This is a genomic window from Chromobacterium sp. CV08, assembly GCF_051129845.1.
Lineage (GTDB): Bacteria > Pseudomonadota > Gammaproteobacteria > Burkholderiales > Chromobacteriaceae > Chromobacterium.
In genome coordinates this window covers 2,644,289-2,657,796 of sequence record NZ_CP150453.1, presented here as the reverse complement: position 1 = coordinate 2,657,796, position 13,508 = coordinate 2,644,289, and the positions used below count along the sequence as shown (strand labels likewise).

General features: G+C 63.0%; 13 protein-coding genes and 1 other RNA gene. 5 read left to right on the top strand and 9 right to left on the bottom strand.

The genetic code is table 11. From position 1 onward, the window contains the following. Positions 1 to 470 precede the first annotated feature (470 nt). Both WNM05_RS12470 and WNM05_RS12465 read left to right on the top strand, forming a co-directional pair. Entirely contained in the window at positions 471 to 788 is a 318-nt protein-coding gene (locus WNM05_RS12470; protein WP_434627046.1) for a hypothetical protein, read from the top strand. A 106-nt stretch (positions 789 to 894) separates the two neighbouring features. Then, entirely contained in the window at positions 895 to 1,152 is a 258-nt protein-coding gene (locus WNM05_RS12465) for a hypothetical protein (protein WP_434627044.1), read from the top strand. A 110-nt stretch (positions 1,153 to 1,262) separates the two neighbouring features. Here WNM05_RS12465 and ssrA read toward each other — a convergent pair. From ssrA to WNM05_RS12450, 3 genes are all read right to left on the bottom strand, one after another. Then, positions 1,263 to 1,627, bottom strand: a transfer-messenger RNA (tmRNA) gene (ssrA, locus tag WNM05_RS12460). Between the two features lie 68 nt (positions 1,628 to 1,695). After that, positions 1,696 to 2,313, bottom strand: coding sequence for a GTP cyclohydrolase II (ribA, locus tag WNM05_RS12455; RefSeq protein ID WP_434627042.1), 618 nt, complete (start codon positions 2,311 to 2,313; stop codon positions 1,696 to 1,698). A 59-nt stretch (positions 2,314 to 2,372) separates the two neighbouring features. Beyond that, positions 2,373 to 3,095 carry a GAF domain-containing protein gene (locus WNM05_RS12450; RefSeq protein ID WP_434627041.1) on the bottom strand — a complete coding sequence of 241 codons (723 nt, stop codon included), beginning with the start codon at positions 3,093 to 3,095 and terminating at the stop codon, positions 2,373 to 2,375. 135 nt (positions 3,096 to 3,230) lie between these two features. Here WNM05_RS12450 and WNM05_RS12445 point away from each other — a divergent pair, with 135 nt between their 5' ends. Beyond that, entirely contained in the window at positions 3,231 to 4,304 is a 1,074-nt protein-coding gene (locus WNM05_RS12445) for a hypothetical protein (RefSeq protein WP_434627039.1), read from the top strand. A 98-nt stretch (positions 4,305 to 4,402) separates the two neighbouring features. Here the strand turns inward: WNM05_RS12445 and WNM05_RS12440 are convergent, their stop codons facing one another. From WNM05_RS12440 to WNM05_RS12430, 3 genes are all read right to left on the bottom strand, one after another. Then, the gene (locus tag WNM05_RS12440; protein ID WP_434627037.1) at positions 4,403 to 7,078 is read right to left on the bottom strand and encodes a M9 family metallopeptidase N-terminal domain-containing protein; all 2,676 of its coding nucleotides are present in this window, start codon (positions 7,076 to 7,078) and stop codon (positions 4,403 to 4,405) included. A gap of 211 nt (positions 7,079 to 7,289) precedes the next feature. Continuing rightward, on the bottom strand, positions 7,290 to 8,168 hold the full coding sequence (gene hslO, locus WNM05_RS12435; protein ID WP_434627035.1) for an Hsp33 family molecular chaperone HslO: 879 nt from the start codon (positions 8,166 to 8,168) through the stop codon (positions 7,290 to 7,292). Beyond that, positions 8,165 to 8,761 carry an MFS transporter gene (locus WNM05_RS12430; protein WP_434627033.1) on the bottom strand — a complete coding sequence of 199 codons (597 nt, stop codon included), beginning with the start codon at positions 8,759 to 8,761 and terminating at the stop codon, positions 8,165 to 8,167. The genes hslO and WNM05_RS12430 overlap by 4 nt, the downstream gene beginning before the upstream one ends. Before the next feature lie 303 nt (positions 8,762 to 9,064). Here WNM05_RS12430 and WNM05_RS12425 point away from each other — a divergent pair, with 303 nt between their 5' ends. Beyond that, on the top strand, positions 9,065 to 9,331 hold the full coding sequence (locus tag WNM05_RS12425) for a hypothetical protein (protein ID WP_434627032.1): 267 nt from the start codon (positions 9,065 to 9,067) through the stop codon (positions 9,329 to 9,331). Between the two features lie 278 nt (positions 9,332 to 9,609). Here the strand turns inward: WNM05_RS12425 and WNM05_RS12420 are convergent, their stop codons facing one another. Then, positions 9,610 to 10,368, bottom strand: a complete 759-nt coding sequence (locus WNM05_RS12420; RefSeq protein WP_434627030.1) for a hypothetical protein — start codon at positions 10,366 to 10,368, stop codon at positions 9,610 to 9,612. A 118-nt stretch (positions 10,369 to 10,486) separates the two neighbouring features. Between WNM05_RS12420 and WNM05_RS12415 the strand changes: the two genes are divergently transcribed. Beyond that, positions 10,487 to 10,816: a hypothetical protein gene (locus WNM05_RS12415; RefSeq protein ID WP_434627029.1), complete on the top strand. Its 330-nt coding sequence runs from the start codon at positions 10,487 to 10,489 to the stop codon at positions 10,814 to 10,816. Here WNM05_RS12415 and WNM05_RS12410 read toward each other — a convergent pair. Together WNM05_RS12410 and WNM05_RS12405 are read right to left on the bottom strand one after the other, a co-directional pair. Next, entirely contained in the window at positions 10,794 to 12,005 is a 1,212-nt protein-coding gene (locus tag WNM05_RS12410; RefSeq protein ID WP_434627027.1) for a M24 family metallopeptidase, read from the bottom strand. The genes WNM05_RS12415 and WNM05_RS12410 overlap by 23 nt on opposite strands. 64 nt (positions 12,006 to 12,069) lie before the next feature. Beyond that, positions 12,070 to 13,437 (bottom strand): MATE family efflux transporter, encoded by a 1,368-nt coding sequence (locus WNM05_RS12405; RefSeq protein WP_434627026.1) that lies wholly within the window; start codon positions 13,435 to 13,437, stop codon positions 12,070 to 12,072. Positions 13,438 to 13,508: the final 71 nt, after the last annotated feature.

The following is a 13,508-nucleotide window of genomic DNA, read 5'->3' as shown; positions in this document are numbered from 1 at the left end:
CCCGCCGCAATGTCGTTCACGGCAAGGGGCGTTCGACAAAGCCATGCGCCGGCAGAAAACGGCCTCGAAGGGCAGCCCTCCGGCAGACCATCTGCGGCTGGGTCTTGGAAGCACAAGGCCTACGCCCTCCTCCTTGCATCTGCCTGCAGGCTGGGCTGCGATGCTCACAAAAAGACCTTGAGCAGGCTCTGGGAACCCCATCCCCCTCGCGCCGCCCACGAGCTCGAGTCGCCACGGGCACATGATGGATGCGCCAGCCTGGGATCGGGTCGCGCAGCAGAAAATAACGGACTATTCCGAACACATGCCGGGCGGAAGTCCAAAGCGAGGCGAGGCGAAACGGTCCATGATTTCCCCCGGTATTCGCCAAACCCGCATCCTATGCTTGAAACCGGCTTCTTGCATGCATTTGCCGGCGCCATCAGGCAAAATGCCCATGTCATTCAAAGTCGGCAAAGGATCGTCCGATCATGCACTCATCCGAAACGGAACTGTCTGTACTAAAAAGAATTGAGCCGAAAGACCTGTGGTGCGTCGCGTGGCAGCCCGCGCAGACGGCACTGTGCATCGAACCTCTCGCTCGATACATCGATCATAACCGCAGGGCTTTCAACCGCCGCCACCGGGGAGGAAGGCATGGTGGCGATGGCGCGCTTTTATTCATCGGCACCAAGACGGATTGCAAGCTGTTTGCCGAAATCGTCCAGGAAACCCTGCATCGCACACCGCGACCCGATGCCCCGCTGGTGGACGCCGGCAGCACGGGAGGCGATCAGGGCGATTCCTGACCCGGCCGCGCATCCGCCCCCATTCGCCGTCGGTTTGCAAAGAGGCCGCGCTTCGTTGCTTGGACGATAAAAGGATTTGCAAGGCATCGGGCCTGGGAGGCCGGCTATGGTCAACTTGATGTTCTTCGCTCAGTTACCTCAGGAGGTCCGGGACGTGATCCAGCCGGTTCTGGACGATAAAGGTTTTGATCAAAACGACTTTGCTTTCGCCTTCAGCCATCCAAGGCTCGGCCGCGAACAGTCCCAGCGAATCGACATCAGGGTTTACCGACTTTCGAAAGACAAGGCCTGGGAGTTGCAGGTACTGCACGACGCCTGGGGGGAAATGTTCGCCCAGGCGCTAAGGGACGGCTTCTTCGATTGATGCCGCCGCACACCTTTTGCGCCCGGATGGAAACGGCATGTCGCAGGCCGAAAAAAAGCCCTGCAGAAGCAGGGCTTTTTTTGCAAGCAATTGATTTTGCTCGGAATTGGTGGTGGAGGCGGCGGGAATCGAACCCGCGTCCGAAAGTCCTCTACAGTGAGTTCTACATACTTAGTCGTGTCATTTGGATTTAACCGCTGCCACGCCGACGGACAGGCTGGACTTTGGCGAGTTACCTATTATTTCGCACTGAACCAAGTAACCCGGAACAGCACTAGCAGATGTAGAGTGACACTACAGGGTTTTGACGCCCCCGGCCCATCTGCGAACCGTTGTAGTGTCTGGCCGGCCGTTAGGCTGCCAGAGCGTAAGTTTCGTCGTTTGCGACTATATAAATTCAGCGTTTTACGGGGTGACTGAAATCCCGGTATGCCCTCATCTGCTTCGCAACCCCCGTCGAAACCAGGTCGCCCCCAGACAAGACAGTCATTGTATTACAACTATCATCGCTTGGCGAGCCTTCGCATGGCCCGCCTGCGCAATTTACTTGAACAGCATATGACCCAGCTTGGCGGCCTTGGTATCCAGGTAGCGGTCGTTGTACGGATTGCGCCCCACTTGCAGCGGCACCCGCTCCACCACATTGATGCCGGCATTCTGCAGCGTCGCCAGTTTGCGCGGATTATTGGTCATCACGCGGACGCTGCCTATGCCGAGATGCTCCAGCATGTGACGGGCGATGCGGAAATCGCGCATATCGGCCGGAAAGCCCAGCCGCTCGTTGGCCTCGACCGTATCGGCGCCGCCATCCTGCAGCTTGTAGGCGCGGATCTTGTTGATCAGGCCTATGCCGCGGCCTTCCTGGCGCAGATACAGCAGCGCGCCCCTGCCTTCCTTGCTGATCGCCTCCATCGCAGCCTCCAGTTGGAAGCCGCAGTCGCAACGCAGGGAAAACAGCGCGTCCCCGGTCAGGCATTCGGAATGCAGGCGCGCCAGCACCGGATTACCGTCGGCCACTTCGCCCAGCGTCAGCGCGACATGCTCCTGCCCGCTTTCCTCCTCGAAGCCGTGCATGGAGAATTCGCCCCACGGCGTGGGCAGCTTGCAGCTGGCTATGTAATGGATAACGGGTTCGGGAACGGGCTGGGGTTGCGACGACATGACTTCTCCGGAGTATTTCAATGGCAATGCGAACAGGCCGCTCAAGCGGCCCGGACCGCTTAGTTGGGGGAGGATTCCGCTTTTTCAAGCGGAGGCAGCTTGATCAGCAGTTGCGGCAGCACGATGGCCAGCGCGGCCAGCCATACCTGGCGCTCCTCGGTAAAGTGGCCGGCGGTGAACGATTCGGCGTCGATGATGCCGAGCACATTGTCGTCCGCGCCCAGCACCGGCAGGCAGATCTCGCTTTTCACCTTCGGGTCACACTCGTAGTAGCCGCCGCCTTCGGCGCGCCATTGCGCCACATCGTCGATCAGCACCGCCCAACCGGTCAGGCCGACGCGGCTATTGTTGCTGAATTCGGCGAAGGCCTCGGTCAGCGGAAACTCGGCACGGCTTTCGACGCCATGATAGGCCAGCTTGACCAGCACCGCATCGCCGCCGACGCCGATCTTGCGGTAGATGCCCAGCCAGTCGGCGCCGACCTTGGCATTGACCGAATCCAGCAGCGCCGCCAGGTTGACCAGCGCGGCGGTGGTCTCCGCCGACTCGCCGCCCAGGACAGCGGCCAGGTCGTACGGCGTTTCGTCCAGCTCGTCGAACAGCGAGCAACTGCCGCCCTCGCCCAGCTTGGGCACTTGGTAGCGGTACAGGTCGCGGCGCGGCGCCGGCTTGTCGATGGCGATCACCGCCTGCAGCGTCATCACCGCGATCTGCAATTCGGTGATGTCGAGTTTCAGGGCTTGTTCGCGCAGATAGTCGGTCAGCTGGCTTGCGGGTATCATCGGGGAACTCCTGGGCTGCGGCGCGCGACGCGGCACGACGCGCGCGTGATTCGAAACGGAACAGCATAGCAAACCCGACCACGCTTCGCCATTTCGCCGCTCTTATATCGTAATGACCACCACTCATATATCGTCATGACCGCCATTCATATTCGCCAAGCCGCGCTGACCGTCAAGGCCGGCGCCCGCGCCCGCAAGCTGCTGCAGGACGGCCTGCGCCCCGAGCAGGTGGCCTTCCTGCCCGGCGCCGCCGGCGGTCCGAAGGCGGTCGGCATCACCGGCCTCGATCAGGCGGTATTCGGCTGGCTGGCCGATGCGCCTCGCGAGCGCGAACTGGTCGGCGCCTCGATAGGAGGCTGGCGCTTCGCCTGCGCGATGCAGGACGATCCGGCGCAGGCGCTGGCGCGGCTGGCTGAGCGTTACACGGCGGAAAGCTATCATCCCGGCGTCACCGCCGGCCAGATCACCGCCCAGACCCGGCAGATGCTGCGCGACATCCTCGGCGACGGCGGCCTGGCGGCGATACTCGCCCACCCGCATTATCGGCTCAATCTGCTGCTGGTGCAGTCGCGCGGGCTCGCCAACCGCGAGAACAAGGCAGCGCTGCTGTCCGGACTGGCGCTGGCCGCCGCATTGAACGCGGTGTCGCGGCCGCTGATCCGCCATAGCTTCAGCCGGGTGATCTGCCACGACGCGCGCAGCAGCCTGCGCTTCGCGCCCAGGGACGCCATTCCGACGCGGCTGCAGGCGCTCGATGCCGACAATCTGGAAACCGCCCTGATGGGCACGGTGGCGATTCCCGGCGTCCTGCTCGGCGTGCAGCTGCCTGAGGCACCGTCGGCCGTCTACCGCGATGGCGGGCTGACCGACTACCACATCGACTTTCCGTTCGCCCACGGCGACGACATCGCGCTGTACCCGCACTTCACCGACCGCATCGTGCCGGGCTGGTTCGACAAGACGCTGCCCTGGCGCCGGCCCAGCGCCGCCAATCACGCCAATACCGTACTGCTGGCGCCGTCGCGCGAATACCTGGCCGCCCTTCCCGGCCACGGCCTGCCGGACCGCAGGGACTTTCGCCGCCACCTGGGCCGAGACGAATTGCGCCGCCGGCACTGGCGAGCGGCGACGGCGGAAAGCGAGCGGCTGGGCGACGCCTTTCGCGAATGGCTGGAGAAGCCGGGCTCCATCTCGGTGCAAGCCTTGTAGACGGCGGCCAAACCCGCCCGTCCTCGGCCCCGGATCCATTCGGGCGCGAAAAAGCCGGGCATCGCCCGGCTTCGGTTTTCCATCGGCTCAGAGCGGCCTTAGCCCGCCTGCGCCCAGCACTGCTCTTCCGGCATGTCGCGCGGCGTGGCGTTCAATTCCACCACCACGTCGCGGAACTGCGCGCCCTTGCTGAGACGGACCGTCATCTTGTCGGCCACGCCCGGCTGATCGAGATCGCGGCGATAAGTGAACGTTCCCCAGTCGGACAGCGCCGCCCGGCCCAATTGCGGCGCCTGCACCAGTTGATAGCGCTCCACGCCGCCGACGCCCTGCAGCTGGCCGCGCAGGCAGCGCGCCGCGCCGCCGTAGCTCAGCCTCGCCAGGCCCAGCTCGCCATCCTTCGGCGGCAGAGGTTTGGCGCCGCCGGCCGGACCCAGCGGCCCCTCGCAGCGCAGCGCGGCGGTCTTGCGCTTGAAGTCGTAGTCGGTGGCCGAGCAGTTGGTCGCCATCAGGTTGTTGAGGCCGCCGGTCTTCGCCAGATTCTGCAGCGCGCCGTCCAGCAGTTTGTCCAGTTCCTGGCGCGCCTGGGTGTTGTCGGTTGCGGCCAGCGGCAGCGTGCCCTGGCATTCGAAACGACGCAGCGCGCTGTCCTTGCCGTCGGCCCACACCTGGCAGCCCACCGGCAGCGAACGGCGCAGCGCGGCCTCCACCGCGGCGGCGTCCACGGTCTGCCATTTGTCCTGCGCCATCCAGTCCGTGCCCTCGACGGTGGAGGTGTTGCCCAGTTGCCCGGCTTGCGCCAGCTTCACCTGCTGGTCGACATAGCTGCGGAAGCCGGCGACCAGCGCGGCGTCGCCGCCCATGTCGCGGACCAGGCCGTCGAAGCGCTTGACGTCGTCGGCGCGCAGCGAGGCCAGGATGTCGGCGATCTTGCCGGGCTGCTGCTGGTTCAGATAATAGAACCACAGCGCGGAATGACTGTAGAAGTCCCAGCCGTCGCTGTAACTGGAGCGCATGATGCGGGACGGCTCCAGGAAGCTTGCCGGCCAGCCGCCCGCCACCACGTCGACCACGTGGCCGCGCACCTTGATGCCGTCGCGCGAGGTGCTCCAGGCCATGAACTCGGCGAAGCCCTCGTCATACCACGGCATGCGGCGGTCGTCGCGGTAGAACTCGGACGTGCCCCACATGCCTGGCTGGATGAAGCGGCCGGACAGGTAGTGCACGTATTCGTGCCGTACCAGTTCCTCGAGCGTCAGATAGCTTTCCTTCGGCACTTCGCGCTGGAAGGTGTAGAAAGTGCCGTCTTTTTCGATGTAGATGCCGCCGTTGTCGGTGGACAGCTCGTTGAGCAGGCCCTGGAAGCGCTGGTAGGCGGTCTTGCTGCCGTAGATCACCATGCGCAGCTTGGCGTTGGGATCGTCCGCCACCGGCTGATTGGTGCCGGCGACGCGGAACAGCTGGGTCTGCACCTGCTTCATCGCGTAGTACAGCGGCTCCACCTCGGCCAGGCTCAACGGCGTTTCGAATACCAGTTTGCCGTTGTCGAAGCTCCAGCGATTGGGGAAGAGCCGGGCGCGAAGTTCCTGCTCCGCCTGGCAGATGCCGTAGCGTTCGCACGGCACCTTGCCCAGCGTCTTCAAGGCATAGACGGCCTCGGCCCAGGCAGCGCCGAACTTCTCGCCGTTCAAATGCTGGGCGATGGCGGCCTCGGCCTGCGGCGCGGTCCGCGGGTATTGCATGAAGCGGCCGGTCTCGCGCAGGGTGTTGAGGAACATCTGTTCATCGGCGAAGGCGGCTTGGCCGGCACGGGTCAGCGCGGCCAGGCTGGCCACCAGGCCGTCCAGCTGGCCCTGCTCCACCTTCTGGGCGAAGCCCTGCTGGTAATGCATATTGAACAGCAGCGTCTGCATCGGATGCAGCGCGAAGCGGGCCCAGTTGTCTTTCGCCGCCGCGTTGTAGCGGCCGAAGAAGCGGGTCAGCAGCGGCAGCGCGTAGTCGGCCTTGCGCACCGAGTCGGCCAGAATCAGCGTTTCGGCCACGCTCTGGCGCGCGTCGCGCTCGCGGTACCAGGCGTCGTGGTCGCCGCGGCCGTCGATGGCCTTGACCTCCCACAGCGCCGGATTGGCCGCCATCGCCTCCACCACCTGCATCACCGGCTGGTCGACGGCGGGGCCGTAATCACCGACTTCCTGGGCATGACTGTATTGCAGGAAGTAGCCTGCCTTCAGAAAGACCGCCAGCGGCCACAGGCCGTTGGCGTTCTGGCCGTCCCAAACTGCCGCGCGCCGGCGGGCCTCGGCGGCCACCAGCTTCATATTGGCCGGAGAGACCGCGCGGTAGCTCAGGGCGTCGGCCTGGAACAGGCGATTGACGCAGCTGCCGTCGACGCTGGCCACATAGCGCACCAGCTCCTGCCCGGACAGCTGGCCGAATTTGCCGGGATCGCAGTCGGCGTAGCTCGGGGCCGTCGATTGCGCGCGGGCCGCCAAGCGATGGGCGGCCTGTCCCTGCGGGCCTTGAGGCTTGGCCGCCGGAGCCGGTCCATCGCCTTCCGGCGCGGCCGGCGGCAGGCCGTGCGGGTAGTCGGGCTTCTCGCCCAGGGCCGGCGAGTGCGACGAGTAGCGGGCCGAGGGCTGATTGGCCTGCGGCGCCGGTTGGCTGGAAGCGGCCGGCTTGCCGCCATCGGTCGCCACGCAGGCGGACAGCGCGGCGGCCGCCATCACGGACAATCCCCATGCCAGGCCGCGGCGGGGACGTATTGTTTTATTCATTCTGTCATCCATAAGCTCGTTGAAATGACGCCAGGCTATTTTTCCTGGCGAGGCGAAGCATAATGGATGACGATAGAATTGAGTATTGTGTTTAAGACCAAAGGCTGATTTTAAACAATAAAACCGACAAGGTAATTTTCACGCAAAAATACGCCTAGATAGGCGCAAAAAAGGCCGCTTTCGCGGCCTTTTCGTCAAAACATGCCTTCGATCAATGGCGGGCTTCGCGTGCGGCGGTCACCACGTCGTAGTCGAACAGCTGGTTGGCGTCTTCCTCGTCGAACACGTAGTGCTGATTGCAGTAGTCGCAAACGATCTCGATGCTGCCCTGCTCCAACAGCACATCGCCGACCTCCTGGCCGCCCAGCATGGTCAGCATGTCGCCGACGCGTTCCCGCGAGCAATTGCAGTTGAAACTGACCGCTTCCCGCTCGAACACCCGAACCTGCTCCTCATGGAACAGGCGATGCAGGATGTCTTCTGCCCCCAGGCCCAGCAGCTCCTCGGCCTTCAAGGTCCGGCCCAGCATCTGGATGCGGTTCCAGCCTTCCGGCTCCCCATGGCCTTCCGGCAGCCGCTGCAGCAGCATGCCGGCGGCGGCATCGTCGCCGCTGGCCAATACCAGGGTGGTGTCGAGCTGCTCGGAACGCAGCATGTAGTTTTCCAGCATCTCACCGACCGAAGCGCCTTCCAGCGCCACGATGCCCTGCCAGGTCTGGTTCTTGTCCAGCCGAGGCTCCAGCGTCAGCACGAACTTGCCGCCTTCGCCCAGCAGTTCGGCCAGCGGCTTGTCGGCCAGCTCGCCGTCCCATTTTGCGGTGGCCCGTACCGTGCGGTCATGATTGCATTCGACCACGGCCAGCTTCAGCGCGCCGCTGCCGTGGATCTGCAGGATCAGCGCGCCGTCGAATTTCAGATTGGCCGCCATCAGCACCGAGGCCGCCATCATCTCGCCCAATATGGTTTTCAGGACCTCGGGATAGGCGCGTCGGGCCAGCACCTGCTGCCAGGCGCCGTCCAGCCGCACCAGCGCGCCGCGGACAGGCGCGCCGTCAAACAAAAATCGTTGCAGTGTGTCGTGTTGGTTCATTCTGATGTTTCCTTGGCCGCCTCGGCGGCCACTTCGACGGTGTAGATGGACAGCGGCAGCGAGGAACTGACATCGAATTCGCAGCCGGCGCGCACACCGATTTCAGCGATCTCCTTGGCGGAGAGGTCCTGGTCGTAAACCGCGTACATCGCGCCCATCGCGAACTTGCGCCCGGAGCCTATCGCCCAGATGCGGGAGAATTCGTAAATCTCGCGCATGGGATAGACGCCGAAGATGCCCTGCGGATTGGCGATCACCACCATCATCTGGCTGGATTCGTACGGGTCTTCCTCATCCTCTTCCGGACGCAGGTAGAACGCGTCCTTCAACTTCGGGTGAAGTTTGCGGAATGTTTCGAAAATACCCTGCCGGCTGCCCAGATCCTTCTTTTTCAACTCTTTCAGCGCGCCCTGCAGCACCAGGTCGTGCGCGGCGGAGCCCGACACCGCCAGATAGCTGTCGCCGTGGCGGAAGATCTTGTTGTGGAAGCAGTCGTACGGCGCCAGTAATTTCTGATCGTCGCCGAAGGTGGTCTGGCTATCGGCTGCGATGGCAATCTGCTTGCCCTTGCGCACGGCCACGATGGTCGTCATGCGGTTACCTCTTAATGAGTCGGGAGCGACGGCGCTTGCCCCGGGCACCCGACACCGAACCGGGAATGATAGCACAAACCAGCCCGCCCTCGCTCCCCGATGCGCACGTCCCTGCCGGCTCCCTCAGACAGGGACGAGTCGAGAAAATTTGTAAGCTACTGTTCCAACGGCCATTTTCAGGAGAGCTAGCGGTTCCTACTTATAAACAAACCTGTAGAACCTACATATGATGTAAAGGCAAAGTTCAGCCCGCCCCACGCCACCAGCTGAAGGCGGAGACCCCTTTTTCAAGAGGTGAGTGCCATGCTTGACAGCAATTTTGAACTGGATGAGCCGTTGGAGGCCATCCTGCAGCGTCCCCTGACCTGGTTTGAAAAGCAACAGATCAAGGAGAAGCTGCAAACATCCTCAAACGAAGCCCTCGGGGGCGCGGAGGATACGGCAGAAGCTCACCCGCTGCGCCGGCGCTTGAAAGACATGGCCTTGATGCAAGTGGCGCATGTCGATTATCAGCCCCGTGAAGGACGCAAAGGCCTGATCGAAATTCCGCCCAACGCCAAAACCGCCTGAAACACGGCGCAGCGACCGGATCAAGACCCCGCGACACCGCGGGGTCTTGCCATTGGCGGCCTCGGAGAGTGGCTCGTACAGTATCGTGGGCAAGGCGTACGGGAAAGGACGACGCGAGCGGCACGGCAAGCGCGCGCGGGTCCCGGGAGCCTGTTTGTTTGCGAGCAGCGCAGCCCAAACAGAAGGCCGGATACAAGGCGGATGGCGTAGGCCATGATGAGTCCAGGGCCTACGCCACCCGTCAAAGTCAGGACGCGCCGCGCCCTCGTGGCGGCAGATCAACCGCGGGACAGGGCCTGCGGTCTCAAACCCAGTCGATGGCGCAGCAGCTGTCCGCCGGCGTGCACGATCCCGCCCAGCGTGACCGGCACCAGCGTCAGCAAGCCATGGCCCAGGTGATAGCCGGGATTGCGCTGGATGTAGAACTGGGCCGCCCGATTCGGATGCTGCCGCCAGCGAAGGCGGTCCAGCTCGTCGTCCCGGGTCTGCCAACCTACATGCACGATGCCCGGCTCCGCCGGGTCGACCGGCTGCAAACCGAACAATCGGCTCAATTGACCGATCACGCCGCCGTAATCGAGCTCGGAGGACGCGTCGACGCTTGGCCACACTCGAGGCGCATATTTATCCAGCAGCATATAGCTGGAAGGATGGACCAGCGCGCCCAGATAATAAATGCGCCTGCCTGGCCGGCTAAGCCGATATCCCAGCACCTGCCGGCAAACGAAGGGCGCGTTGCGGTTGCGTCCGCGGTACGCCCGCATCAGCCCCGCCTCCATCCGGATCACCGTCGCATCGCGACCATCGAGCCTTTGCTCGAAAAAATGGATCGCGCAATATCCGACAGGCCGCCCCTCTATATTGTTATGAATCAGAATGCGCGTTTGGTTTGCCTTTGAATGAACCACGTAATTGGCAAAATCCTCCTTGCTGACACCATCAAATATGTCGCAATGCACCCCATATAATTGATCAACCAATTTGCCACGATCGAGAACCGACAATGCGCTCGGAGTTACAACCTCGGACTTTCCCATTCTAGACATATCAAACCCATCCTATCTAAACGGTAAATTGCATTGATATTTCACAAATTGGAATTTTCAATCCCAATTCAGTGGAAAATGTTTAGAAAAGATTAGTTCAATCGTTTGTATGATCTCAACGGTAAAAAAGGCCAGTCTAAATCCGTCTTTTAACAATGCGGACATTGCCTATATACCAGTGGAAGATTTTTTAAAAAAATTACCTCAACAAAAATCAACCCATCACGCAATGCCTTTCCCAATGGGTAGCCTTCGCTGCAGCGATCTCCACAGATTGGTTGCGACAGGTTTTTCAAATTGCACACCGTATGGCAGCAGCAAAAAAGGCCAGTCTCAAGACTGGCCTTTTATTTGGTGCGGATATTATTTATATTCAGCTGGAAGGTTTTTTAAAAAAATTAGCTCAACAAAAACAATCAAGCGGCAACGGACTTTCTGATGAAGTAACCTTTCATCCTGGCCATCGGCCGCATATCGTCGACAACCAGACTTTCCAAATCGACCCCGGCCTCTCCCGTCAGATTCCGCCAGCCGTCGTCGGTGATCGCCAGCGTGTCGGAATGACGATACCCCCCCTCTCCATCCAGATAAATGCCGGGCTCTATCGACACCACCATGCCCGCCCGCAACACATCGGCGCTGCCCTGGGCCAACCACGGCGCCTCGTGGTTGCCAAGCCCCAGGCCGTGGCCGCAACGGTGCAGGCGCAGCCTCCAGTCTCCAAAGCTTTGTCCGCCGAGAAAATCGTTCACCGCGCCGTCTATCTCGGCGCAGGCCACGCCCGGCCGCAGCATCGACATCGCCAGTTGGCGCGCGCGGCTCATTGCGGCGAAGCGTTCGCGCTGTTCGGCGCCGGGAGGCCGGGTGAAGAACGTGCGCTCGCATTCGGCGGTGTAGCCATCCAGCCGGACCACCGAGATCACCACGTGCGGACCGCCGTTCAGACGCTGCGACAACTGCGGAATCGCGTGCGGCTGAGCGCTGAGAGGCGCCGGCCACGGCGCCAGCAGCACGCGGGTGCATAGCGGATCGAAATCCGGCTCGTCACGGATGATGCGCCGCAGCAGTTGCTGGCCGGCGGCGAAGCCTTCGGCCACCGACGCGCCGTCATAGGCGCCGCCCAACAGGCGGTTCACGCCTTCCGCCGCGTAGGCACCTGCGCGCGCCAGTTTGGCGATTTCCCATGGGGACTTGATCATGCGGACATGGTCCAGCGCGTCGTCGGCATGACCGCCGGCCTGCTGCAGAAACTCCGCCAGCGGCAAGGCCGCGGAGGGATCGAAGGCGAAACCGGGCTGCAGCAACGGAGACAACTTGTCCTGCCAACGCTCGCCGGACGGGGCCGGATATTCGCGGTAGCTGCCGACATCGTCCGCTGCCACGCCCCAGGCCTGTTTCAGGTGGGCATGCTCCAATTGGGGAACCAGCAGGCGGCGGCGGCCGCTGTCGACATCGAGCAACAGGAAAAAGGGACGCTCCAGCGGCTCGTAACTGATGCCGGAGAGGTAGTAGATGCTTTCCGCGCCGCTGGCGACGTATTGCCGGATGCCCGCTTCCTGCAGGCGCTGGCGCAACAATCGGTCGCGGCGCTCCATGTCCTGCTGACGCGCTTGTTCGAATCGTGCCATGTCTCCATCCCAATCCAACCGTAGAGATATCAATATGGCATAGCAGAATAAGCGCCGCTCCCCATCAGGCATCGACGGGTCGGCCCGCGGCGCCCAGCTGGCGAAGCTGGCGCCACAGCACGCCGGCCACCAGCGCGCCCAGCAGCAGATTGACCAGCGGCATCGCCAGCCACACGCCATCGAGCCCCAGCAACAGCGGCAGCAGGCCCAGCGACGGCAACAGCAGCGCGGTCTTGCCCAGCGTGACGCCGAGCGCCAGTCGCGTCAATGCCATCGCCTGCAGCGCCGTGCAACCGACCACCACCAGTCCGTCCAGCGGCATTGCCATCAGATGCAGGCGCAAGGCTCGGCTGCCCGCGGCTATCAGCTCCGGGCTGCCATCGCTGTACCAGCCGGCGATGAAGGCCGGAAACAGCTGCACGGCCGCAAGCGCCGCCACGCCGATGGCCAGGCTGACTTTCAGTCCGTGCAGCAGCGCCGCCCGCGCCCTCTCCGGCTGTCCGGCGCCGGTTGCGTGGCCGAGCAAGGGCTGCATGCCCACCGCCAGGCCGTGGATCACCAACGTGAACAGCGACTCGCTATATCCGGCCACCGCGTAGGCGGCCACGCTCAGGTCGTCGCCCCAGTTCAACAACTGGCGATTGTGCGCATACAGGAGCAGCGCCAGGTTCAGCTCCATCAGCAGGCTGGGAACGCCCAGTGACGCGATCGACCATAGCCCGCCCCAATCGGCGCGCAAGGCCCCGAGCCGGATCCGCAGGCCGGCATGGCGACTGAGGAAATAGGCCAGGCCGAGCACCATCACCACCGCCTCGGCGATCAAGGTGCCGATGGCCGCGCCCTTCAGTCCCATGCCGAGCACGCCGACCAACAGATAGTTCAGCACGATATTGAGCAAGGCGCCCAGCACCATCAGCGCGGTGGACAAGCCGGGACGGCCGTCATTGCGCATCAGATAAGTCAGCAGCATCGGTCCGATGGTCAACCCCGCGCCGGCCAGCATCCACCATAGATAGCCGCGCGCCTGCTCCGCCACCTCGAGCTGGCCGTCCGCATGCAGCCAGCCCAGCAGACGCTCCAGGTTCGGCAGGCCCAGCGCCGGAATCGCCGCGCCCAGCAAGGCCAGCAGCAAGAGCGCGGACAACAGCGTGCCCCTCGCCTGGGCATCGTTGCCGGCGCCTTGCTGGATGGCGATGCGGGTGGCGGCGCCCATGCTGATCATCGCGCCCAGTCCCAGTTGCAACATCACCAGCGGGTAAGCGAGATTGATCGCCGCCAAGCCGTGGCTGCCGACGTAATGGCCGACGAAGACGCCGTCGACGACGGCGTACAAGCCGGTTACCAGCATGCCGGCGATAGAAGGGATGGCGTAGCGCCAGAACAGCGTGGCGACGGGAAGCGTGTCGAGGTCTTTGGTATGCGCGCTCGGCATCGTACATCACTTGGATAATTGACAATGCGCCATTCTATCATTTAATCAGTCATGCATGATTAATTAATTTC

What these genes read in the sequence shown, in the direction of transcription:
- WNM05_RS12470 (WP_434627046.1), top strand. Translation starts at nt 471, where the DNA reads ATGCACTCATCCGAAACGGAACTGTCTGTACTAAAAAGAATTGAGCCG.
- WNM05_RS12465 (WP_434627044.1), top strand. Translation starts at nt 895, where the DNA reads ATGGTCAACTTGATGTTCTTCGCTCAGTTACCTCAGGAGGTCCGGGAC.
- ribA (WP_434627042.1), bottom strand. Translation starts at nt 2,313, where the DNA reads ATGTCGTCGCAACCCCAGCCCGTTCCCGAACCCGTTATCCATTACATA.
- WNM05_RS12450 (WP_434627041.1), bottom strand. Translation starts at nt 3,095, where the DNA reads ATGATACCCGCAAGCCAGCTGACCGACTATCTGCGCGAACAAGCCCTG.
- WNM05_RS12445 (WP_434627039.1), top strand. Translation starts at nt 3,231, where the DNA reads ATGACCGCCATTCATATTCGCCAAGCCGCGCTGACCGTCAAGGCCGGC.
- WNM05_RS12440 (WP_434627037.1), bottom strand. Translation starts at nt 7,078, where the DNA reads ATGAATAAAACAATACGTCCCCGCCGCGGCCTGGCATGGGGATTGTCC.
- hslO (WP_434627035.1), bottom strand. Translation starts at nt 8,168, where the DNA reads ATGAACCAACACGACACACTGCAACGATTTTTGTTTGACGGCGCGCCT.
- WNM05_RS12430 (WP_434627033.1), bottom strand. Translation starts at nt 8,761, where the DNA reads ATGACGACCATCGTGGCCGTGCGCAAGGGCAAGCAGATTGCCATCGCA.
- WNM05_RS12425 (WP_434627032.1), top strand. Translation starts at nt 9,065, where the DNA reads ATGCTTGACAGCAATTTTGAACTGGATGAGCCGTTGGAGGCCATCCTG.
- WNM05_RS12420 (WP_434627030.1), bottom strand. Translation starts at nt 10,368, where the DNA reads ATGGGAAAGTCCGAGGTTGTAACTCCGAGCGCATTGTCGGTTCTCGAT.
- WNM05_RS12415 (WP_434627029.1), top strand. Translation starts at nt 10,487, where the DNA reads ATGATCTCAACGGTAAAAAAGGCCAGTCTAAATCCGTCTTTTAACAAT.
- WNM05_RS12410 (WP_434627027.1), bottom strand. Translation starts at nt 12,005, where the DNA reads ATGGCACGATTCGAACAAGCGCGTCAGCAGGACATGGAGCGCCGCGAC.
- WNM05_RS12405 (WP_434627026.1), bottom strand. Translation starts at nt 13,437, where the DNA reads ATGCCGAGCGCGCATACCAAAGACCTCGACACGCTTCCCGTCGCCACG.